Genomic DNA, 21,712 nt, shown 5'->3' with positions numbered 1-21,712 from the left:
CGAGAAACCTTAGGTGCTGTAACTGCAAAGCAGTGGTCGACGGGCTGAAGCAAGTTAATAGGGTGAGAAGAGGACATGAACGGGTGTAAATTGTATTAAATCAATTATTATGAATAGGAAATTGGGATTTGCACAATTGTTTTTGCGTTTGGCACTGGGTATTACGTACCTGGTGCCCGGACTTGACCGACTGGGTGCCTGGGGACCTCCGGGTGGTAAGCAAGTTAGTTGGGGCGACTGGTCGCATTTTTCGGCTTATGCGCATGAGGTGATGTTCTTTTACCGTATGGACTGGCGGAAGTATTTGCCATCATAGCTACGATATTGGAGATCGTCTTTGGGGTATTGCTGCTGGCAGGATGGTTTACGAAGTGGGCGGCCATTGGTAGTGGGGTATTGTTGCTGTGCTTCGCCTTGAGTATGGCGGTTGCTTTTGGTATTACCTCACCATTGAATTATTCGGTGTTTACGGCCAGTGCGGGCAGTTTCCTATTGGCTGTTATGCCAGCCTATGCATGGAGTATTGATGCATTGCGGGCGGGCCGGCAAAATTAATAACCTGCTTTTGTATGATCCTGAAAATTGCCCATACCTATCGGTCTTCCTTTACGGGATTGAGTCGGGAAACCTGGCTGCTGAGTGCTATTATCCTGGTTAACCGGGCCGGCACCATGGTGGTGCCGTTTATGAGTATGTACCTCACGCAGCAGCTGCATCGCAGTGTGGCCGATGCCGGTATGGTGATCACTTTGTTTGGAGTAGGGGCTGTATTGGGATCGGCGGCTGGTGGTTACCTCATAGATAAAATAGGATTCAGGCCGGTACAGATCCTTTCTTCCATTATAGGGGGATACTGTTTATCCTTTTGGCATGATCAATAATTTCGGGGTCTTGTGTGGTTTATCAGTAGGATTGAGTTTTGTGGCCGCATCCTTCAGGCCTGCCAACGTAGCAGCGGTGGCGGCTTATTCAACACCGGCCAATCTTACACGCTCCTACTCGCTCAACCGGTTGGCCATGAATATAGGTTGGGCAGTAGGGAGCTCTATGGCGGGCATACTGGCAGCCATTCATTATCAGTTGTTGTTTTGGGTAGAAGGGATTGCTTATATCCTGGTAGGGTTACTGGTGATGGTGTTGCTACCTAGTGTAATGACAAATTAATTATGAAACATTTTGTATATTAGTGCTCTAAATCGACACTAATATGGCATTATCCTTAAAGCTTAACCGGAAAGAACTATCCTTTCTAGAGTCTAAAAAGCAAGGTAAGGATTTGGGGTTGCGCAGATATAACCGCATTAATGTGCTATTGCTTCTTCACAAAGGGAAGAAGGCGTCAGAGATAGAGGAGTTCCTGGGAGTCGACCGTATCACGGTCTGGCGCACAAAGAATCGTTATCTGGAACAAGGGATAGAGGCGGCCATTGAGGAAGAAAGTCGTACAGGTCAGCCGGTGAAGTATACAAGCGATCATGAAGCTGAATTGGCCTCATTAGCCTGTGGTCCGTGCCCTGCAGGCAGAAAGCGTTGGACAATACGTTTACTCACAGAAGTGATCCGGTCCAAACCCGGTTTTGAACAGATCAGCCGCGAAAGTGTGCGGCTGGTGTTAAAAAAATGAATGTAAGCCTTGGTTAAGGAAGATGTGGTGCATTCAGGAGATAACCCCGGAATATCGTAAACGAATGTACCGGCTCCTGGATCTTTACAAGCAGCCATATGACGATAAACACCCGGTGATCTGCCTGGATGAAAAAGTAAACAGTTATTAATGGACAGCCGTTCACCGATAGCGGCCAAACCCGGAAATCCGGAAAAGTATGATTACGAATACAAGCGAAAAGGAACCTGTAACATATTCGTTGCAGTTGTACCCAAAGCCGGAAAGCGTATCGTGAAGGTAACAGATACAAGAACAAAGGCGGACTTTGCCTGCTTCGTTGAAGAACTGCTGAACAACCATTTTCCAAAAGCCGATTACATACAGTTAGTCGTGGACAACTTAAATACACATTTTGAACGTTCCTTTTATGAAACAATGGGGCATCAAAAAAGCTTCCCGGATACTGAAGCGAATAAGATTTATTTACACCCCGAAACATGCAAGTTGGCTGAATATGGCAGAAATTGAAATCAATATTATGGATAGGCAGTGTACCGGCGGCAGGATAGAATCAAAGAAAAAATTGATCACTGACATCCACGCCTGGAGCAAAAGCGCAATCGTAATAAATGTGACATCGAATGGAAGTTTACACAGCAGGACGCAGATAAAAACTTTCTAAACACTACGTTTCATAATTAATTTGTCACTACACTAGGGGAAGGAAAGGGCCTCAAAAAGCAGTTACTCCAGACCTCTCTTTCAAAATCAGTTCGCCCTGGAAAGACCCTTACTTACTGCGCTTCCTGTTATTGGCTACGCTTTATACCACTTGTTTTATCCTGATGTTTCGGCTGGTGCCGGTATACTGGAAAGAAGAATTGCATATCAATGAATCGGTGATTGGTTTGTTATTGGGATTGAACGGAGTGATCATTGCCTTATTTGAAATGGTGCTGGTAAGGCATTGGGAAGGCAAGCAGCGGCATGTATACTATATTGTAGCCGGTGTATTTTTTACAGGGATTGGTTATTTGTGTCTGGGCTTGCCAGGTCTGCCAGCCTTGTTGATCGCCGCCAGCGCTGTATTGTTCCTGACATTTGGAGAAATGATGGCGATGCCTTTTATCAATACGGTGGTGATGCAAAGGGCCGATGAACATAGCAGGGGAAATATGCTGCTGCTTTTGCTTTGTCGTGGTCGGTGGCCAATATTGTTGGTCCGGTGGGCGGGGCCTTGATCGTGATGCAGGGCGGCTATATTTTATTGTGGAGCATACTGGCAGGACTGTGTTTTGTATGCGCCCTTGTTTTTAACCGGCTTCGGGAGAAAAAGATCAACAAAGAATGACGATCTTCGGCAGCATGAAATCGTTTGCCTGTTTTATCCTCGTGTTATTGGCCATGTTTTCCTGTCTGGCCACCCAAAAAGTAGCCTGTATTGGCGCCAGCATTACGTATGGACATGGAATTGATAATAGGGAACAATATTCCTTTCCCGCCCAGTTGCAAACGCTGCTGGGAAAGGATTACGCAATAGCTAATTATGGGGTAAGCGGCACTACGCTGCTGCACAAAGGAGACAAACCCTATTGGAATACCCCTCAATATCAGGCGGCTCTGAATAACTTGCCTGATATTGTTGTAATAGACCTGGGTGGTAATGACAGTAAATTGATCAACCGGGTATACCTGGGGGAATATGAAAAGGACTATGCTGAACTGATTCAATCTTTCAGGCAATTGTCATCACACCCCCGCATTATTTTATTACTGCCCATTCCTTCTTTTCTCAGAGATACGACACAGATCTATGACCGGGTGATTGTAAAGGATATTATACCGCGTATACAACAGGTAGCTTATAACGAACAGGTAGAGGTGGTAGATATGCACTCGCTATTTGTAGACCAGGAAAAACTGATGCCTGATAAAATTCATCCCAATGGAGAAGGGGCGGGTATCTACGCGCAGCGGCTGCATGCACTCCTTACCGCCAAACGGGATACTGTCTTTAATATTTTTACGCAGCTTCCTCATTTTGTGCAAGACTCTATGAAGAAAAGCTCTTTTTATGGTTATGTGCGTGCAGATTTCAATTATATGACCAGGAAATGCAAGGTGGTAAAACCGAAATGGGTGGCGCCTAACCGTCCCTGGGTATGGCGGGCCAGGTTTTGGGGGCATGAGCCTCAGGCTGATATTGCTTTGCTGGAGCGTGGCTTTCATATAGTTTATTGTGATGTGGCGGAGTTGTTTGGTAACCCGGAAGCTATTAGTGCCTGGAATGCTTACTATGCCTTGATGACAAAAAACGGATTGGCAAAGAAAACGATATTGGAAGGTATGAGTCGCGGCGGAGTATATGCCTTTAACTGGGCAGCTGAAAACCCCGACCGGGTAGCCGCTGTATATGTAGATAATCCGGTTCTGGACCTGAAATCATGGCCGGCGGGATTGGGCAGGTTACCCGCCTATCCAAAGGAATACGAGTTGTTTAAAACGGATTATCAACTAACGAGCCTTGAGCAGGTGCAAGGATTTAAAGGCAGCCCTATTGAGAAAGTACCTCAAATTGTAAAGGGTCATTATCCGATCCTGATCCTTTGTGCGGATGCGGATGAAGCAGTAGCGCCGGAAGAAAATACGATCCCCTTTGTGGAAAAGGTAAAGGCACTGAAAGGGAATATTACGGTTATCTATAAGGCGGGCTTTAAGCATCATCCGCATAGCTTGCCCAATCCTACACCGATAGTGGAGTTTATTGTGAAGGCAGCAGGTAAGTAGGGGCACAAATTCAATTTGGGTTAGCCCCAAGGGCTTTTTCTGTTCTTTTGCCTTGATGCAAAAGAACCAAAAATCAAGTCTGGCCCGATCCTCCGGGCGGCCAGACTGGCCCACTCCTCCCCATGTATTGCTTTGGTTATTTGCTTTAGACGACCTGTAGATTTGAATGACTGGTAAACTTACCAGTTGGACATAAGTACACTAGCTCACTAGGCTAGGCTGTATACTTGCTCCAGGTTTGGAAATGCTTTTGCTTGAATTGTCAAATGTTCAATACTCAATGGTGGGCAATGCAGAGATGCGGTTTTGTGCTATTTTCGTTACTCTAAACGTGAAAGGATGGCACAAAAGAAAGCAGCGGCATTGATGACCTTTGCAGACCGGGTGATAGATTTTAATAAGCATGTTCACTATGAAGGCAAGTTGCCTGCGGGGATACGTATTATGAATCCTTTCCAGGAAGAAGCACATGTACTTCCTATTGCTTCTTCATTTTACAAAAAATTTTACAACGATCATCAGGTACGGTACCTGATCCTGGGCATTAATCCCGGCCGGTTTGGTGGTGGCGTTACAGGTATTCCTTTTACAGATACCAAACGGCTTAAAAATGAATGTGGCATTCCTTATACAAGTAAGGAAACGCATGAGCCTTCCTCGGTATTCGTCTATGATGTGATCAATGCCTTTGGAGGTGTAAAAGCCTTTTATAATAAGATATACATCAACTCCATGAGCCCCCTGGGGTTTACCTCGATTGGTCCCAATGGTAAAGAGGTCAATTATAACTACTATGATAGCAAGGAACTGACGAATGCAGTATATGATTTCATTGTAGACAATATCCGTAAACAAATAGGGATGGGGGTAAAAACAGATGTATGCTTTTGCTTTGGTACGGGTAAGAATGAAAAGTTCTTGCGTCAGCTCAATGAAAAGGAGCAATTTTTTGGTAAGATCGTAGCATTGGAACACCCACGGTTTGTGATGCAATACAAGTTAAAGGCCAAGCAGGTGTATATTGATAAGTACCTGGCGGCATTTGAGGAAGCGGGGATGTGAGAGGGGAGTATGGCATGTGGTCGCGAAAGTTTTCGGGAGTGAGTTTTTTTATGAATTGGGCAATTGTGAATCAATGTCGTTTAGTTAATGCTCGAAGCATTCGAAATGCAATAAATTAAAAGTTCTTTGACAATTGGTTGTAATTCAATTGTGGGCGTTATTTTTGGGATATAGATTATAGGGGCTGTTTAAACGATCCAACTCCTTTAATCGATTTTCGGGAAAATTGTATTGATGACGTAATTCAAACCATAGAAGATGAGAAATTTGTTGAAAGAAGCCGTTCGAAAGACGGCGGAAATGGATTTTCCCGTAAACGAAAATTACACTTCATAGATCTAATAACATTACTTACGCAAGGACTAAGCCGCTCTATACAACGGGAACTCAATAGCTTCTACCAGAAGATCAAATCAAAGGATTTTAGTATACAACATGTAACCAAGGGTGCTTTTAGCCAAGCACGGGTGAAGTTAAAACCTGAGGCATTTATTGAGTTGAATCAGGTTGGCATCAGATCCTTCTATAAAAACGCGCCTTACCTGACCTGGCGAGGATGGCGATTGTTGAGCATAGATGGCAGTACTATAGTATTGCCTAAACATAAAACAGTAACGGAGGAGTTCGGCATTACCAATTTTGGCCCACAGGCATCCTCACCCCAAAGTGTAGCGAGGATATCGATGCTGTATGATGTATTAAACTTTACCACATTGGATGCCTGTATAGATCGCTATGATGTACCAGAAACAAAACTGGCCCGCAAACATTTAGGGCAGGTAGAATCAGGAAAAGATCTGCTGATCATGGACAGAGGATATCCGAGCTTGGCGTTGCTTTTTGAGTTAAAGATGAAGGGCATCGATTATTGTATTCGAATGCGGGATGATTGGTGGCTGGAGGTGAGGAAGATGTTACATGAAGGGGAAAAGGATAAAGAAGTCACATTTAAATTACCAGCAAATCATAATGACCTGCTCAGTCAATATAACACCAATGACCGGGAAATAAGATGCCGATTAGTAGTGATAGAATTGCCAGATGGAAGCCGGGAAGTGCTTTGTACATCTGTACTGGATAATCAAAAACTTCCATACGAGAACTTTGGGGAATTATATAATTATCGATGGAATATTGAGGAAGGTTATAAACTGTACAAATGCCGGCTTCAATTTGAATCTTTCTCTGGCAAAACTGCCATTGCAGTCAAACAGGACTTTTATGCCAAGGTATTCATGATGTCTATGATGGCAGTGTTAGCCTTCCCACTGGAGGAAAAGCTAAAGCAAGAACAAGCGCAGGGTAGAAGAAAACATCCTCATAAAATAAATCGCACCAATGCCCTGGCTATGGTCAGGAAATTGCCCATAAATTATTCATTGAAAAGATGATCAGGCCTGCATTAGCAGCCTTTGATAAAATATTAAGGGTAACGACCGAAATCATCCGGCCCAAAAGAAAAGCGCCCAGAAAAAACGCACCAAGAAACCTCCTGCTATGAATTACAAACAATTGTAGCTAACTAAACGACATTGAATTGTGAATTGTTATAAATGGAGGGTACAAGTAGGCCAAGGCGCTGGGCCAGTCAGCATACTTTGCGCCAGATATTGTAAGTGCCTTGCCTGGCAGGGACTTTTCTGTTCTTTTGCCTTGATGGGTGGTTAAAAAGTGTTATAGTTCGTCGAATCGTTTTAATAGTTTATCCAGTTCTGGTTGGGAGAGGTGGAGGTGGAGGCTATCGTCGGGGATAAAGCATTTCTCGCGTAATTGTTTCAGGGTGCGATTCAGGCTTCTAAGGGAAATAGCCAGGTAATCGGCCAGGTCTTGTTTGGACAAGGTCAGCTCCTGGTGGGAGAACAAAGACAATAGTTTTAATACGGTATATTCAATGGGGTATAGTTGCTGATAAGATACGCGTATGGCCAACTGGCTTACCCTGGTGGCGAGTTCTTTTAGAATGATCCGGTTGAAATGAGGATTGGTTTCCAATAATTGCCAAAAGCTACTGCCACTTATTTTATACAGCATCAATTCGGTAACGGCTTCTACGGTACTTAGGATGGTTGTATTCTGTAACAATTCCAGCTCACCCAAAACTTCGCCTTCTCCAAAAAATTCCAGGATATAATCTTTGCCATTCTCTTCGGTAATATAGCATTTGGCAATGCCCTGCCTGATAATGTAGGCATGCAGGGGTTTGCCATCCTGGTGTAATAATTTCTGTCCGGGCTTTAGGGTTTGTTGCTGTATACCCTCTTGTTGTATAATAAATTGCAGCAGATCCTGGTTGGTTCGTATCATAGCTGTTTGTGCGGGACAAATGTCCCATCTTTTTGGTAGGGAAAGCTATTTTGCAAAAAAATAAACAAGATGTGGTTAATTAGACCGCTTACGGTGGTCACAACGATCATTTGTATGTTATCGTGTAACAACAATAGTAGTAAAGTAGATATTGGGGCCTTGCCCAAGATAGAATTGCACCAGCACCTGGATTGTTCGCTCAGTTATGAGGTGGTACAGCAGTTGAGCCCTGGCATCACGCTGGCTGAATATAAGCGGGATTTTATTGCACCTGTCAAATGCATGGATTTGGCAGATTATATTACCCGCGCGGTAAAAGCGGTGGACCTGATGCAAACAGAGGAGCAGTTGAGGCTGGTAACGCTGGATGTAATTAAACAGTTGAAGAAAGATAATGTGATCTATGCAGAGTTGCGCTTTGCCCCGCTTCAACACCTTCAAAAAGGTCTTACGCCGGTACAGGTGGTACAGGTGGTGAATGATGCGGTAGAAGCAGGTGTTCGGCAAACAGGGGTACAAGTGGGAATCATCCTTTGTACGTTGCGTCATTACTCAACCATGCAAAGTATGGAAACGGTGATGCTGGTTGATCAGTTTAAAGGGACGCATATTGCAGGTTTTGATATTGCGGCTGATGAAGCCGGCTTTCCTATTGACAATCATACTGCGGCTTTTAAGTATGCGCATGAAAAAGGAATTCCCTGCACAGCGCATGCGGGAGAAGCCAAAGGGGCTGGCAGTGTATGGGAAACGCTGGAACATTTTCGTCCTTCGCGTATTGGTCATGGAGTGCGGAGTATGGAGGACGCATCGCTGATGGATTATCTGAAGAAGCATGATATTCACCTGGAAGTTTGTCCTACGAGTAATATGCAAACGGCTATTTACGACCGGATCGAGCACCATACGGTGAATAAGATCTATGAAGCAGGAGTGTCGATGAGCATCAATACAGATGCGCGCACTATTTCGGATGTAAGTCTTGGTTCAGAGTATCAATTGCTGGAAGACACGTTTCACTGGACGAAGGCGCATTTCTTGCGTTGTAACCTGGAAGCGGTAAGTCATGCCTTTACGAGTGATGAAAATAAGCATTTGCTGCGGAACGGTTGATTGCGGGATACCGCGGGAAGTAGGGGGCGTGATCGTGCATCGGCAGTCGGCAACCGGCAATGCGGTTGCTTCGGAGAGGAGTGTGTATCTTTGGAAGTATGAAGGGTGCTATTGAATACCTGGATGAACGGTTCCCACAGTTTGAACCAGCTTTGCGGGAGGTATTGGCAAGGCATTGTGTTGTGAAGCCCTTGCAGGCTGGGGAGAAGATGGTACAAACAGGGCAGTATATCCGTTCTACGATGCTTATTGTGGAAGGCAGGGCCAAGCTGTACCGGGAAGGGGAGGAAGGAGGTGAATTTTTTATGTATTACCTCGAACCGGGTCAGGCCTGTGCGCTTTCGATGCTTTGCGCTACGCGTCAACAAACCAGTGAGGTAATGGCTATTGCGGAAGAAGATTCGGTGGTATTGTTAATGCCCATTGGGATGATGGATGACGTCATGCAGCAATTTAAAAGTTGGAATAATTTTGTGATCGAAACATACCGTTCACGGTTTGAGGAACTGCTGGTAGTTATTGACCAGGTGATCTTCAAGGGAATGGACGAGCGACTGGAATTTTATCTCAAAAACCAGTATCAAAAGCTTCAGAGTCGTGAACTTACTATCACGCACCAGGCGATTGCCAAGGACCTCAACACTTCAAGGGAGGTTGTATCGAGGTTGTTGAAAAAAATGGAGCAACAAAAACGCCTGGTCCTTCACCGTAATTATATAGAATGGTTAGTATGATCCTGAGGATCTAAAGGATTGATGGGAATACCTGTTGCGTGTTTTTTTTGAGGGACTACATAATCTGCACATAGAGAGGTTATTACGAACAATTTTTGTGGAACGGATGGCTGTGTGACAATTGTCACCGTACAGAATGCCAGCCTTTGGCAACTTTGTCCTGTAATTGAAAGGGCTATGATAGCAATGGGACTGGTTGGCGTACCCGGCGAAAGTCATGGTTTGCGGGTGGTTAAATAAACAATTTTGTGGTTGAAAACATTATAAAATAAAGGGAATGATATGAAAATAGAACAAATTTATACGGGTTGCCTGGCGCAGGGAGCATATTATATCCAATCGGGTACTGAAGTGGCTATTATTGACCCGTTGCGGGAGATACAACCTTATATCACCAAGGCGGCGGCTAATGGGGCCACGATCAAATATATTTTTGAGACGCATTTTCATGCTGATTTTGTGTCGGGCCATATTGACCTGGCCAAGGCAACGGGAGCGAAGATCGTATATGGCCCCCTGGCGGCCCCGGCCTTTGAAGCAATCATCGCAAAGGACCAGGAAGTATTTAAGCTGGGTGATGTAACGATTAAGGTATTGCATACGCCCGGACATACGATGGAATCGACGTGTTACCTGCTGGCGGATGAAACAGGGAAGGAGGTAGCTTTGTTTTCGGGGGATACATTATTTATAGGCGATGTGGGCCGTCCCGACCTGGCGCAGAAGGCAGCGGATATGACGCAGGAAGAGATGGCCGGTACTTTGTTTGATTCTTTGCGTAATAAGATCATGCCGTTGGCGGATCATATTGTTGTTTACCCGGCGCATGGAGCGGGTTCGGCCTGTGGTAAAAATATGGCCAAGGAAACGTCTGATACGTTGGGGCACCAAAAGGAATTCAACTATGCTTTGCGGGCTGATATGACGAAGGAGGAATTTATTACAGAAGTAACTACTGGATTATTGCCCCCACCTGCTTATTTTCCGCAGAATGTAAAAATGAATAAGGAAGGATATGAGAATATTGCACAGGTATTAAAGCAAGGAACGCAGCCATTGAGTGCAGAAGCCTTTGAAGCTGCCGCCAATGAAACGGGAGCGCTGATGCTGGATACACGGGCGCCGGAAGTATTTGCAAAAGGGTTTATTCCCAATGCTGTAAATATTGGTATTGACGGCAATTTTGCTCCCTGGGTAGGGGCGCTGGTGACGGACATTCATCAGCCGATCCTGATCATAGCGGAGGCGGGGCGGGAAGAAGAGGTTGTAACAAGGTTGGCGAGGGTTGGATATGATCATTCGATCGGTTATTTGCAGGGCGGCATGAAAGCCTGGAAGCAAGCGGGAAAGGAGATAGATGAGATAGAGTCGATCACGGCAGACGAGCTTGCCGTGCGGCTGGAAAAAGATGCCGGTCTATCCATTGTGGATGTGCGTAAGGACAGTGAATATGTTGCGGAGCATGTAAATGGGGCAGAAAATATGCCATTGGATTATATTAATGACCAAGTGGCCAAACTGGATAAAAACAAAACCTCGTATATACATTGTGCGGGCGGCTATCGCTCGATGATCTTTAATTCGATCCTGCGTGCCCGTGGCTTTGACAAGCTCATTGATGTGCAAGGAGGATTTAAGGCGATCAAGGATTCGGGAAAGTTTGTTATTAGTGATTACGTTTGTCCAACCGCTATGCTTTAATATACTATAAAACTATGAATACTATTATTGATGGGATCAGGCAGCCCTGGCCCTGGTATGTGGCGGGGCCGCTGATCGGCTTAACGGTACCAGCTTTGTTGTTGCTGGGCAATAAAAGTTTTGGCATTTCGGCCAACCTGCGGCATATCTGCGCGATGTGCCTGCCGGCCAATATTCCCTTTTTAAATACAACTGGAAGAAGGAGGTTTGGAACCTGGTGTTTGTAGCGGGGATTTTGCTGGGCGGTATCATTTCGGCCTGGCTACTCGCTAATCCACAACCAGTACAGGTAAACCCGGCGCTGGCAACGGAGTTATCGGGATATGGCATCCAAAATTATGCAAACCTGGTTCCGCCTGAAGTATTCAGTTGGAAACAGCTCTTTACGGTGAGGGGCTTGCTAATGATGGTGGGTGGCGGTTTCCTGGTAGGGTTTGGAACGCGTTATGCGGGTGGCTGTACCAGCGGTCATGCCATAACGGGCCTTAGTATGTTGCAATGGCCCTCCTTGGTGGCCACCATCAGTTTTATGGTCGGGGGCTTGATCATGGCCAATTTAATTTTACCATTTATTTTATCGTTATAAGTTATGCAAACAATAGCAGAAACAGATTTTGAAGTTCGCACACAGGATACAGTAAGTGTGAATGAATCGCAGCTGACGAATAAGTGGTACCATAATATTAAATACCTTATTGTGGGTGTATTGTTCGGGATCGTTTTTGTAAAGGCTGAAATAGTCAGTTGGTTCAGGATACAAGAGATGTTCCGTTTCCAAAGTTTCCACATGTATGGCGTGATTGGATCGGCCGTAGTAGTAGGTATGATCTCGGTATGGGTGATCAAGCGATTCAAGATCAAAACGATCTATGGGGAGCCGGTGGTATTCCACTCAAGAAATTCCATAAGGGACAGGTGATTGGGGGCTTGATGTTTGGCCTGGGCTGGGCAATAACGGGGGCATGTCCGGGGCCTTTGTTTGCGCAAATTGGTACAGGAGCTACGGTCATAGTAGTGGTATTGTTGAGTGCGATTGCCGGCACCTGGGTATATGGACGGTTCAGGGATAAGCTGCCGCATTGAGGGGTGTTAGCTGTGGGAGGCAAGGCGTTGGTTTTTAGCTGATAGGCATTGGGATTTGGCTGTTGGGAAATAGAAGTTGGCTTTTAAGAATTGGTTATTAATTAATGAGTTATTTTGGCTCCTAAATAGTATACATGAAAAGACAAGTATTTTTATTTATCGCGATGAGCATTGATGGGTATATAGCTAAGGATGAAGATAATATTGATTTTCTTTCTATCGTGGAGCTGCCTGGAGAAGATTATGGTTATGCGGATTTTAAACAATCAGTAGATACGGTGATCTGGGGAAGAAAGACCTATGATAAGGTCAAGGCAATGGGCATCGGGTCTTTGTACAGCAAGGAGAAAGTATATGTTTTATCAAGAACAAGGACTGGGACAGATGAAAATGTAACGTATCACAATGGTCCTATTAAAAGTCTGATTGAAACCTTGCAACAACAACCTGGTAAAAATCTTTATTGTGACGGCGGTGGTGATCTGGTATATGAATTGTTGAAAGAGTCGTTGGTTGACCGGATGATCATTTCAATTATCCCTCACCTGGTAGGTACTGGTGTGAGGCTGTTCAGGGATGGGTTGCAAGAGCAAAGCCTGACGCTTACGCGCAGTATCAGTTTTCCTTCGGGGCTGGTGCAGTTGTGGTATGAAAAAAGGGTTGAGAAATTGAGTGGTTAATTAGTTGATAGGGGTTTAAGTGTTTGAAATGAAGGCCATCTGGTAATTCCAGGTGGCTTTTTTATTGGTATACCCTACGGAATAGGGTATTTATGAGGAAGTTATACTCCATGAAAAATATTTTATGGGTAAGCTGTAATATTTTAAAATACGCTACTACGCTTGGTTTGGGTTGCATGTAGTTTCAGAAAAATATATAAATATTCCTTTTGTAACATTTTTGTAACGACACACACTGATGTTACAATAGTATCACGGTATACTTTCTGCACCATGCAATATTAATTACTACATAAACATTACGTTCCATGCTTAAAAGTTGGAAACATCTGTTTGTAAAAACAGATGAACCTAAAGCTGGAAAAGAAGAGGCTGAACCTGCTTTTTCTTTCCCGACCAGTGAACCCATTGTGCCTGCTGTTAAAAGCAGCCCTACCCCATTACCTGGTAATGATGCTGGGGTGGCTGAAGTGATAGAGGTCTATGAATCGGGATTGGAATCGATCAATATGCCTGGTTATGATTTTTATGAATTCTATAAGGCGATCAGCAGTACGGGACAATCGGGCGAGCATACTTATCGGTTAGCTTACCAAATGGCAAAGTCGATGGACAAAACCATTACGGTACAGAAGTTATTACAGGATGCTGGTTTTTATATCAGCAAGATCAATGAAGTGCATGGTCAATATGTAAATCAGGGGCAGGCAAAGTTACGATCGCTGGAAGAAAAAAAGAATACGGATAAAGGGCACTTGCAAGGTGAGATAGATCAGGGGGCGATGCGTATTGCACAGCTACGGGCTGAGTTGCAGCAATTGGAAACAGGTGTTGGGCAAAAGAAGGTTATGCTGGCAAAGATTGATGAAGGATTTGCTCCGCAGGAGAAAGCCATTAGGGAAAAGTTGGCGGCTAATGATGCAGCACGGACAATCAGCATTGAAAAATTGGAGCAGATCCGGGAGGGATTGCCCGTTTTATTAAGTAAGAACCAAACACAACCAAATAGTATGTCAGTAGAAATGAACAAGGTGCTTGAGCTACCTATCCTCAAACACTTTGAAAAAGCCAGATCACTTTTAATCCCAAGAACTGGAGAAAGGGAGAAAAAGGTATTGCCTGGGTGGTAGGTCTGGTACTGTTGGGCACCTTTGCCTGGGGCCTGTACCAATTTATTTTGCCTATCGTATTTACCTGGATCGGGCAGGCGCTGGGGGCTATTGCAGCGGCTGTACTGGTGATTGGCTTCTTTATTATGTTGCCGGTGATCATAAAGGGTATGAAGAAGCTCGCGCGGACTATGCATAAGATGTTGATCCGTAATGATCCTTTCGGTGAGTTGGAGGAACAAAAGGATAAGATGATCCAGCACCGTGTTGAGTTCAAGGAGGCCAAAGCAAAGATCAAGGCGCTGAAATCGGGTATGGAGGCGGAATCGATCAAAGCTGAAAAAGAGGCCAAGGATTACCAGGAGAAGGTACTGACCTTGCAAACGCGTGCAGCTACTACGAAGCAAAAGATGCAAGAAATAGAGCAGCGAAAAGGGGAAGCGGCAAAAGATTCGGATGAATATGTGGAGCTGCAAACGAATATTATGAAAACGCTGAGTGAGGCACAGCGGGTGAGTCATATGTTGAATCAAAGTACGGGATTGGTACGCAAGTACGGTAGCCGTGCGCATGTGATTGGCAAGCTTGACCGGAAGCTGAATATGGTAGATACGGCCATGGAGATCAAGGTGGCTGATTTTGAAGTGAGTATAGATATGCTGAAAAAGAGTATGCTTTTGCGCAGGCAGCCCGCAGTGCTACGGAACAAGCCAGGAGTGCGATGTTGTTTACAAAAGGCTGGGAGCTGGAATATGCGCTGGATGTGGTAACGGATACGATTGCACTTGACCTGGCCAGTACGCGTGAAAACTTGCTGGACCTTGATTCGTTGACGAGCCAATACTCACTTGACAGTGATGAGTTGTATACCAAGCTGGACAAGCTGGCCGATCAAATCAAGACGGACAATTATGAAATCCCTGAATCGAAGAAATACAGTAATCCGAATTATCAGTTGTCGCAGGAAGACAAGCAAGAGAGCAAAGGATTCGGAGATATATTTAATTAAACGCTTAATAAATCATACAGAACATGAAATGGTCAAATCTTACCTTTTTTTCTAAAACGCTTATCACTCTGGCGATTGCGGGTGTAGTGGGTGGTGGTGTTTATTTTCTCTCCCCGGGTTTACGGGTTGATGAATCGAAAGTTGTTGAGAAACTAGAGGTATCCAACAAAGATGTAAATAATGTAACTACTTCGGCTGAATTGCCCGTACCTGTAGAAGAAGCCTCTCCGGAGGTGGCATCCAAACCTTTGGTACGAATAGCGGGCTATGCGTGGAATGCACAATCGGGTATTATTGTGGCCAATGGGGGACCCAAGACTACGAAGGGTTCAATGATGGAAAAGAATGGGGTGAACCTGGAGATCATCCGCCAGGACTGGCTGACGGAGTTACGCAACCTGCAGATGAAGTTTGTAGAAGAATTCGACAAAGGAAATAGTTTTCCCAAGGAAGGTGCTGCTGGTATTATGATCATGGGTGATGGGGTTCCCTTCTACATAAGCTCTGCGCAGCAGGCATTGGATGACAAGTATGGTGCTGGTAAATACCAATGGCAAGTGGTTGGTGTGGTTGGCTTAAGTTATGGTGAAGACAAGCTGATTGGGCCACCCAGTTGGAAAATGAATCCGCAATCGATGAAAGGAGCGTTGGTATCGGCAGTCATTGGGGATGGTGATTGGGTTACGGCAGTGAACTACGCTTCGGCCAATGGTATCAAGATCAATCCTGACCCCTCTACCTATGATGCAGAAGCGGTGAACTTCCTTGCTTCAGCCAATGACGACTATATCGAATCAGCGAAGGAGTTGATCAAGTCTCAAACGCAGAAGTGGACGGTTCCTTTGAAGGAGGTAAAGGCTGGGAAACTGACAGGCAAAACGATTGACAAGAAGGTAGATGGTTGTGCTACCTGGACACCTGGCGATAAGATGGTATTTGATGCTTTGACAGGGTTTACGGATGTAGTATCTACAAAAGAGTTTAACAACCAGATGGCTACTACGCTCATTTTTGTACGTCAGTGGGCGGAAGGTAATAAAGGGATCGTGAGTAATATTTTGAAGTCGGCCTATACTGCTTCCAACCAGATGAAGCAATATGAAACCTGGAGGAAAAGGGCTTCGGAAACAACTGCCAAGTTGTTTAATATGGAAACGCCTGAATACTGGTACAATATGTTCAAAGGTCAGCAAGGGGAGAAAGGGGGTATATCGTATAATATGGGTGGTTCCAGGGTGTTTAACCTGGCTGATGCCAATCAGTATTATGGTATTACGGATGGAACCAACCGTTACAAAGCGGTATATGACCAGGTATCACGATATCTGAAGGAGTTGAATCCTGCTGGTTTTAATCAGAACGTAAAACGGATTGTTCCTTATGAAGAAGCAGTGAATTTATCGTTCCTGAAAGAGGTGAAGGATATAGATGCAGGGGCTACTTATGCTACGGACTATTCCAAAAATGCTACCAGTGTAATGGCCTCGGGAGAATGGCGTATCAACTTTGACCCAGGCCGCGCTACCATCCGCCCCGAAGCAAAGGACGTATTGGAGCAGATCTATAACCTGCTGGTACAGGCAGAGGACTCCAAGCTGGAATTAGTAGGGCATACTGATAATACGGGTACTCAAGAAGGCAATTACTCATTGTCGACTGCCCGTGCAGAAGCAGTAAAAAACTATCTTATTCAGAAAGGTATTCCTACTAGCCGTTTCCAGAAAATTGATGGGAAGGGGCAGGATGAGCCTACTGCGGATAATAATACGCCTGTCGGCAAGGCCAAGAACAGGCGGGTGGTGATTAGTCTTTTGAAATAGCGAGGAAAGCCTGGTGGTCCCGAAAGTTTTCGGGAGTGAGTAGCTGGTGGTAAATGGTTTCACCATGGGTGAGGAAGCTTTTGCTTTGAGGAAAGGGAAAGTGGTGTGAAAAGCTTTTGAGGTGAATAGAGAAGGACGTTTGCTTTGAACGGGGCGCGGGTTAGCTGGTTTTGTAAAAATGGTAAATACTTTATACTAATTAAATATGGAAATAAAAAGGTGGCTTCGGCCTTTTGAAACGGTTGACAGGAAGCAGCAATTATTGATTGGTGGACTGTGGTTTTTCTTGTGTTTGGCTATTGGTTCTTGTCTTCGGCGGGGAACAAACATTTGTTCCCCACGCCGGGGCAGGTGGGAGGGATTCAGTTCTTTGTATAAGGAAGGGCTGGTGGTACATGTGGCCAGCTCGCTGAGTCTTTGTTTGCAAGCAACGTTACTCTCCATCGTTGTATCGTTTGTGATGGTTTATTTATCACCACTGCCAGCCTTAAAGCCACTGGCTCAAACGTTCAGTAAGCTGCGCTACCTGCCACTGACGGGTATTACTTTTTACCTGGCTATCCTGGTGAAAGACGCACGTGCGATGCAGGTAAGTGTATTGTTTGTATTTATGAGTTTGTATTTTATTACCTCTTTAATGGCGGTATTGAAAGATATACCCATGGAAGAAATTGATCATGCGCGTTCTTTGAAGTGTAGCCGGTGGGTAGTATTGTGGGAGGTAGTGATCAAGGGGCGATTGGATTATGTGGTGGACGTATTGCGGCAAAACCTGTCAATTACCTGGATGATGTTGGTAACGGTAGAGTCGATCCTGGTAGCAGCGGGTGGGTTGGGTGTGTTGATCAAGAACAGTGATAAGTTCATGAATCATGGCCGTATTGTGGCGCTGCAATTGGTAATTCTATTAGTAGGCTTATTGCTTGATAAAGTGTTGCAGGTAGGGCGGAAATCATTTTTAAGTATTCAACTTTCTAATCAATATGTCTAACTCATACGAACAAAAGATACGATACTGCGTGTAGATAACCTGACGGTGGCTTATGGAGATAAGGTGATCCTGCAAGCGGTGAATATTGTAGAAAAAGACACCGTGCGGGAGGGCAAATCGCAGGGACAGGTGATTGCTGTATTGGGTCGTTCGGGCCGGGGTAAATCGACTCTTTTAGGGCTTTAACGGGCCTGGAGCAACCAACATCGGGTAAGGTGCTTATTCCTGATTATTCCAAACCAGCCAGTAATGGAAAACAAGCTGCCAAGCTGGTACAGGAGGGGATGTGGGTTTTGTGAATCAGAAATATACGTTGTTCCGTCATAAAACAGTTTACCAGGCTTTGTGGTTTGCCTTGCGAAAAAGTGATTTGACAAAAGCAGAAAAAAAGAGGAGGTCATGCATTATCTGCAGGAGTGGGGGTTGGAAAAAGTGAAGGACCAGTATCCAAATTTTCTTTCGGGTGGGCAACGGCAGCGTACGGCGATCCTTGAGCAGTTGCTGAGTTCGGGTTACTATATGGTGTTGGATGAGCCATTTTCGGGCCTGGATATTGGCAATATCGTGAGTGTAAAGAAAGCCTTTGAGTTGATCAGTCAGCGGCATGATTTGAATACCATCATCTTTAGTACGCATGATATTGAATTGGCGGTAGAATTGGCGGATTCAATTTATATCATCGGTTATCCGCAGGATGAGCAAGGAAATGTGGTCAATGTGGGTACGGTATTGAAGCATTTTGACCTGAAGCAGATGGGATTGGCCTGGCATGAAGGGATGTCGCCGGAACATTTTGCTTGTGTTCAGGGTATCAAGGAGATTATGCTGAAGGGCTAATGGGGCGCTTGCTTCGTTGGGACGGCAATCGGCAATTGGCAATGCCCCTGTGGGATGAGGCAAGTTTTACTTAGGGAATTTAACTACGGATGATTAAGTTTCACGCAGAGGCACGGTGTGGGCAGGGTCTTTGATTTACGCCTTTCTATCTGCCAACCTGGAGCTTCTGCGTGAAAGTATTTTACTTTTTTATAACAAGTCCCAGGTTGGGTACCCACTTATCGTATTCCATGTAAGTGGCTACCCTGCGGGCGGTTTCTTCTCCACGTATTTTGGCCACCAGGTGCAATGCGCCATCGATCCCAGCGGATATGCCGGCTGTGGTGATCACCTTACCATTATCTACAAAACGTACATTGGATAATACTTTGGCTGATGGTACTGCGGTTTGCAGATTGTCAATGCTTTCGTGGAAGGTAGTAACGGTGAGACCATTTAAAAGACCTGCCTTGCCCAATATAAAAGCGCCGGTACAAACGGAGAAATAGTAATCGGGATTGGATTGGCGTTTTAACCAGGCAATTACCTGGGGATCGTTGGTTGCTCTACTGGCATTGCCACCAAAAAAGGCAATGATATCGGCCTTTGGGGCATCTTCAATACTGTAATCGGGGATTATAGTAAGGATGCCCTGGGATTTGATAGGGTCTTTGGTTTTGGAAACAACAAATACTTCAAACTGGGCGTAGGAGAAAACTTCCATGGGACCTGCAAAGTCGAGTACTTCCACACCATTTTGGAGGTAGAAGGCGATGGTCATTTTTTTGTGTTCATGGCTTTACGGTGTTCTTCGGGTGTTTGCTGTAGCAGTTCCATACCGCAATGAGGGCATCTGCCTGGGGCATTGAAAACAAGGCTGTCGCAGGAGTTATTGCAGGGCGGGCAGTACCAGGCTTTGGGTTGTTGGGCTGTTGAGGGTAGAACGGCTGTTAGTGATAAAAGAGGATAAGGAAATGGTGCATGTATTTTTTCATGGCTATATCTTTTTACAAAAATAGGTGGGGTGGTTGGGTGGGACCAGGACAGGATAGCGCAGTATTGGGACAAGTTGATGTGAGTACAAGCTTTGAGCTACGAGCTGCGAGCTATGAGCGAAATGTCCCTGCTTTTAAGCGTGTATTTGGGGCATGGGAGGCTGGCTATGTTTTGTTGAGGAGTTGGCGCAGGCGATTGGTGCTTTTGAGGCCACAGGAGGTTGCTATGGATTGCATGGTATGGCCTTCGCGGATTAGTTGGCGGGCGCGTTCGGTGCGAAGCTGATCGAGGTATTGGTTAATGGTGATATGGGTTGTTTTTCTAAACAGGCGAGTAAGGTTACGCCCACTCATGTGTACCTGTTCGGCCAGTTGTTCAATATTCAGTTTTTATCGAGTGATTGGGACAGGATATCCTGTGCTTTATGGATCCGATCGTCTAAATGGTTGCGGTATTGCATAAATACGCTAAGCTGGGGATCGGTGGAAGATCTGCGGAGGTATACAACTACTTCTTTGGCTATTTGGGCGGCAAAGCGGGAGCCAAATAATTGTTCTAAAAGATATAAGGAAAGGTCTATGCCGGCTGCTACTCCGGCGCTGGTATACAGGTTGCCGGACTGTACAAAGAGGCGGTTTTGCTGTACCTGTGCCTGGGGATAACGCTGGGTAAAGCGTTCGAGGTACTTCAATGGGTGGTGCATGGTTTTTGGTTAAGTAAGCCTGCCTGTGCCAGCAGGTAAGAGCCAGTACATACTGAGCAAACGGTTACTTCCTGCTGGTATTGATGGATGAGCCACTGTTGAAAGGGGCGGGAGGAAACGGTGAGAAAATGATGGTCTAATAAAAGATTCGCTTCGAGTCCGGGAACAAATATGAGATCTCCTTTATGCAAGGTGAGGGTATTAAAATCAACCAGGCCTGCTAATGAGAGCTGGCTGCTGCTTTCAATGGAGGGTTGGTTCGTATGGACATTGGTGAAATACAATTGCACAGGTGCACCATAGCTTAATGCTTCGTAGAAGATATGGGCGGGGCCGGTAATATCCAGCAGGTGTACCTGGGGTGGGATTACAAAAACAATTTGTACGGTTTCTTTATTGACCTGTTGGAGCATGTGTCATAAAGGTATACAAGAAATTTATATGATGGTGAGGCCGGCTGCGCGATAGGGGTTCAGCAGTTCATTGCTTTCGTCGAGTTCTGTAATGAGGCCGTGGAGATGGGTGAGGGGACAAAGTTGAACAGGCTTTACCATATTGATCCTTTCTGCTTTACATAAGCCAATGACCTTCTGTGAGCTTTCGATCATGGCTTTTTTATCTGTGCTATTTCCCAATCAATTTCACTGATGCCATTTTGAACGTCAATAGCTTGTATGTCTAACAGGCAAATGTCGGCTTTGATCTGTTTTATTTTAGAAATGGCTTCACTGCCCACGGTAAGTTTTCCATTTTTAGATACTTTATCTCCTATAATGATCACATCAATGGTGGGGTGGCGGGTAAATTCAACGATGGCTTGTATGCTTCCTGAAATAAAGGTGGCTTTGAGGTCTTCGGGCAAGGTCCGCGCCAGTTGGGCGGTAGTACTGCCGCCGCTTGTCATGACGAACATGCCCCGGTGAATGAGGTGGGCTACCTTCTGGGCGATGATCTTTTCGGGAAGGGGTAGGGAATGGTCGGGGACTGTTTTTTTTCCTGTTGGGGAAGTTGGACCTTTTCTTCGGTATAATCCAGGGATAAAGCGCCGCCATGTACTTTGATGAGTTTGCCTTTATTGGCCAGTTCCTGTAGGTCGCGGCGGATGGTATCTTCAGAAACATTCATTTGTTGGGAAATATCGGCAGAGATCACCCGTTGGTGTTCTGTGATCTGTTTTAAGATATAAGCTTGTCTTTCT

Annotated in this window: 32 protein-coding genes and 1 pseudogene; 24 read left to right on the top strand and 9 right to left on the bottom strand. The window is 45.2% G+C overall.

Going from position 1 to position 21,712, the window contains the following annotated elements; genetic code table 11:
* The first annotated feature begins 109 nt into the window (after positions 1-109).
* From RS881_RS54535 to RS881_RS54495, 9 genes and pseudogenes are all read left to right on the top strand, one after another.
* Positions 110-316: a hypothetical protein gene (locus tag RS881_RS54535; protein ID WP_315818462.1), complete on the top strand. Its 207-nt coding sequence runs from the start codon at positions 110-112 to the stop codon at positions 314-316.
* An 8-nt stretch (positions 317-324) separates the two neighbouring features.
* Positions 325-555 carry a hypothetical protein gene (locus tag RS881_RS54530; protein ID WP_315818461.1) on the top strand — a complete coding sequence of 77 codons (231 nt, stop codon included), beginning with the start codon at positions 325-327 and terminating at the stop codon, positions 553-555.
* 14 nt (positions 556-569) lie between these two features.
* Entirely contained in the window at positions 570-881 is a 312-nt protein-coding gene (locus tag RS881_RS54525; RefSeq protein ID WP_315818460.1) for an MFS transporter, read from the top strand.
* The gene (locus RS881_RS54520; RefSeq protein WP_315818459.1) at positions 871-1,164 is read left to right on the top strand and encodes an MFS transporter; all 294 of its coding nucleotides are present in this window, start codon (positions 871-873) and stop codon (positions 1,162-1,164) included. The genes RS881_RS54525 and RS881_RS54520 overlap by 11 nt, the downstream gene beginning before the upstream one ends.
* A gap of 43 nt (positions 1,165-1,207) precedes the next feature.
* Positions 1,208-2,304: pseudogene (locus tag RS881_RS54515) on the top strand (IS630 family transposase).
* Positions 2,305-2,307: 3 nt separating this feature from the next.
* Entirely contained in the window at positions 2,308-2,847 is a 540-nt protein-coding gene (locus RS881_RS54510; RefSeq protein ID WP_315824929.1) for an MFS transporter, read from the top strand.
* 106 nt (positions 2,848-2,953) lie between these two features.
* Positions 2,954-4,393, top strand: coding sequence for a GDSL-type esterase/lipase family protein (locus RS881_RS54505; protein ID WP_315818458.1), 1,440 nt, complete (start codon positions 2,954-2,956; stop codon positions 4,391-4,393).
* A 339-nt stretch (positions 4,394-4,732) separates the two neighbouring features.
* A complete protein-coding gene (locus RS881_RS54500) occupies positions 4,733-5,455 on the top strand; it encodes an SMUG2 DNA glycosylase family protein (RefSeq protein WP_315818457.1) in 723 nt (240 codons plus the stop codon).
* 170 nt (positions 5,456-5,625) lie between these two features.
* Positions 5,626-6,846 carry an IS4 family transposase gene (locus RS881_RS54495; RefSeq protein ID WP_315824452.1) on the top strand — a complete coding sequence of 407 codons (1,221 nt, stop codon included), beginning with the start codon at positions 5,626-5,628 and terminating at the stop codon, positions 6,844-6,846.
* Positions 6,847-7,129: 283 nt separating this feature from the next.
* Here the strand turns inward: RS881_RS54495 and RS881_RS54490 are convergent, their stop codons facing one another.
* The gene (locus RS881_RS54490) at positions 7,130-7,759 is read right to left on the bottom strand and encodes a Crp/Fnr family transcriptional regulator (RefSeq protein ID WP_315818456.1); all 630 of its coding nucleotides are present in this window, start codon (positions 7,757-7,759) and stop codon (positions 7,130-7,132) included.
* 69 nt (positions 7,760-7,828) lie between these two features.
* Between RS881_RS54490 and add the strand changes: the two genes are divergently transcribed.
* From add to RS881_RS54415, 15 genes are all read left to right on the top strand, one after another.
* Positions 7,829-8,872, top strand: a complete 1,044-nt coding sequence (gene add, locus RS881_RS54485) for an adenosine deaminase (RefSeq protein WP_315818455.1) — start codon at positions 7,829-7,831, stop codon at positions 8,870-8,872.
* Between the two features lie 98 nt (positions 8,873-8,970).
* Entirely contained in the window at positions 8,971-9,606 is a 636-nt protein-coding gene (locus tag RS881_RS54480) for a Crp/Fnr family transcriptional regulator (RefSeq protein WP_315818454.1), read from the top strand.
* 282 nt (positions 9,607-9,888) lie between these two features.
* The gene (locus tag RS881_RS54475) at positions 9,889-11,307 is read left to right on the top strand and encodes an MBL fold metallo-hydrolase (protein WP_315818453.1); all 1,419 of its coding nucleotides are present in this window, start codon (positions 9,889-9,891) and stop codon (positions 11,305-11,307) included.
* A gap of 14 nt (positions 11,308-11,321) precedes the next feature.
* Positions 11,322-11,534 carry a hypothetical protein gene (locus RS881_RS62135; RefSeq protein WP_315818452.1) on the top strand — a complete coding sequence of 71 codons (213 nt, stop codon included), beginning with the start codon at positions 11,322-11,324 and terminating at the stop codon, positions 11,532-11,534.
* Entirely contained in the window at positions 11,525-11,893 is a 369-nt protein-coding gene (locus RS881_RS62130) for a YeeE/YedE family protein (protein WP_315818451.1), read from the top strand. Before RS881_RS62135 ends, RS881_RS62130 begins: the two co-directional genes overlap by 10 nt.
* Positions 11,894-11,896: 3 nt before the next feature.
* Positions 11,897-12,226: a hypothetical protein gene (locus tag RS881_RS54460; protein ID WP_315818450.1), complete on the top strand. Its 330-nt coding sequence runs from the start codon at positions 11,897-11,899 to the stop codon at positions 12,224-12,226.
* A complete protein-coding gene (locus RS881_RS54455) occupies positions 12,223-12,390 on the top strand; it encodes a DUF6691 family protein (protein ID WP_315818449.1) in 168 nt (55 codons plus the stop codon). The genes RS881_RS54460 and RS881_RS54455 overlap by 4 nt, the downstream gene beginning before the upstream one ends.
* A 134-nt stretch (positions 12,391-12,524) precedes the next feature.
* Positions 12,525-13,070: a dihydrofolate reductase family protein gene (locus RS881_RS54450; protein WP_315818448.1), complete on the top strand. Its 546-nt coding sequence runs from the start codon at positions 12,525-12,527 to the stop codon at positions 13,068-13,070.
* A gap of 308 nt (positions 13,071-13,378) precedes the next feature.
* Positions 13,379-14,200 carry a hypothetical protein gene (locus RS881_RS54445; RefSeq protein ID WP_315818447.1) on the top strand — a complete coding sequence of 274 codons (822 nt, stop codon included), beginning with the start codon at positions 13,379-13,381 and terminating at the stop codon, positions 14,198-14,200.
* Positions 14,194-14,949: a hypothetical protein gene (locus RS881_RS54440; RefSeq protein WP_315818446.1), complete on the top strand. Its 756-nt coding sequence runs from the start codon at positions 14,194-14,196 to the stop codon at positions 14,947-14,949. Before RS881_RS54445 ends, RS881_RS54440 begins: the two co-directional genes overlap by 7 nt.
* Positions 14,901-15,188, top strand: a complete 288-nt coding sequence (locus tag RS881_RS54435) for a hypothetical protein (RefSeq protein WP_315818445.1) — start codon at positions 14,901-14,903, stop codon at positions 15,186-15,188. Before RS881_RS54440 ends, RS881_RS54435 begins: the two co-directional genes overlap by 49 nt.
* Positions 15,189-15,211: 23 nt before the next feature.
* A complete protein-coding gene (locus RS881_RS54430) occupies positions 15,212-17,008 on the top strand; it encodes an OmpA family protein (RefSeq protein WP_315818444.1) in 1,797 nt (598 codons plus the stop codon).
* Positions 17,009-17,396: 388 nt separating this feature from the next.
* Entirely contained in the window at positions 17,397-17,999 is a 603-nt protein-coding gene (locus tag RS881_RS54425) for an ABC transporter permease family protein (RefSeq protein WP_315818443.1), read from the top strand.
* 45 nt (positions 18,000-18,044) lie between these two features.
* Entirely contained in the window at positions 18,045-18,185 is a 141-nt protein-coding gene (locus tag RS881_RS54420) for a hypothetical protein (protein ID WP_315818442.1), read from the top strand.
* A gap of 213 nt (positions 18,186-18,398) precedes the next feature.
* A complete protein-coding gene (locus RS881_RS54415) occupies positions 18,399-18,836 on the top strand; it encodes an ATP-binding cassette domain-containing protein (RefSeq protein ID WP_315818441.1) in 438 nt (145 codons plus the stop codon).
* A 181-nt stretch (positions 18,837-19,017) separates the two neighbouring features.
* Here RS881_RS54415 and RS881_RS54410 read toward each other — a convergent pair whose 3' ends face one another.
* The 8 genes from RS881_RS54410 to RS881_RS54380 all read right to left on the bottom strand — a co-directional run bounded on the left by RS881_RS54410 (position 19,018) and on the right by RS881_RS54380 (position 21,666).
* Entirely contained in the window at positions 19,018-19,596 is a 579-nt protein-coding gene (locus RS881_RS54410) for a DJ-1/PfpI family protein (RefSeq protein ID WP_315818440.1), read from the bottom strand.
* On the bottom strand, positions 19,593-19,883 hold the full coding sequence (locus RS881_RS61240; RefSeq protein ID WP_350340049.1) for a heavy metal-binding domain-containing protein: 291 nt from the start codon (positions 19,881-19,883) through the stop codon (positions 19,593-19,595). The genes RS881_RS54410 and RS881_RS61240 overlap by 4 nt, the downstream gene beginning before the upstream one ends.
* Positions 19,884-19,975: 92 nt before the next feature.
* Positions 19,976-20,164 carry a helix-turn-helix domain-containing protein gene (locus RS881_RS54405; RefSeq protein ID WP_315818439.1) on the bottom strand — a complete coding sequence of 63 codons (189 nt, stop codon included), beginning with the start codon at positions 20,162-20,164 and terminating at the stop codon, positions 19,976-19,978.
* 29 nt (positions 20,165-20,193) lie between these two features.
* Positions 20,194-20,502, bottom strand: a complete 309-nt coding sequence (locus RS881_RS54400) for a helix-turn-helix domain-containing protein (RefSeq protein ID WP_315818438.1) — start codon at positions 20,500-20,502, stop codon at positions 20,194-20,196.
* Positions 20,499-20,927: a DJ-1/PfpI family protein gene (locus RS881_RS54395; protein ID WP_315818437.1), complete on the bottom strand. Its 429-nt coding sequence runs from the start codon at positions 20,925-20,927 to the stop codon at positions 20,499-20,501. The genes RS881_RS54400 and RS881_RS54395 overlap by 4 nt, the downstream gene beginning before the upstream one ends.
* A 24-nt stretch (positions 20,928-20,951) precedes the next feature.
* On the bottom strand, positions 20,952-21,122 hold the full coding sequence (locus tag RS881_RS54390; RefSeq protein ID WP_315818436.1) for a DeoR/GlpR family DNA-binding transcription regulator: 171 nt from the start codon (positions 21,120-21,122) through the stop codon (positions 20,952-20,954).
* On the bottom strand, positions 21,119-21,418 hold the full coding sequence (locus tag RS881_RS54385) for a DeoR/GlpR family DNA-binding transcription regulator (protein WP_315818435.1): 300 nt from the start codon (positions 21,416-21,418) through the stop codon (positions 21,119-21,121). Before RS881_RS54385 ends, RS881_RS54390 begins: the two co-directional genes overlap by 4 nt.
* A gap of 29 nt (positions 21,419-21,447) precedes the next feature.
* Positions 21,448-21,666: a DeoR family transcriptional regulator gene (locus tag RS881_RS54380; protein WP_315818434.1), complete on the bottom strand. Its 219-nt coding sequence runs from the start codon at positions 21,664-21,666 to the stop codon at positions 21,448-21,450.
* Between the last annotated feature and the right edge of the window lie 46 nt (positions 21,667-21,712).

The sequence above is a fragment of the Paraflavitalea speifideaquila genome (assembly GCF_032395985.1).
Classification (GTDB): Bacteria; Bacteroidota; Bacteroidia; order Chitinophagales; family Chitinophagaceae; genus Paraflavitalea; species Paraflavitalea speifideaquila.
This window is presented reverse-complemented; position numbering and strand designations above follow the sequence as displayed.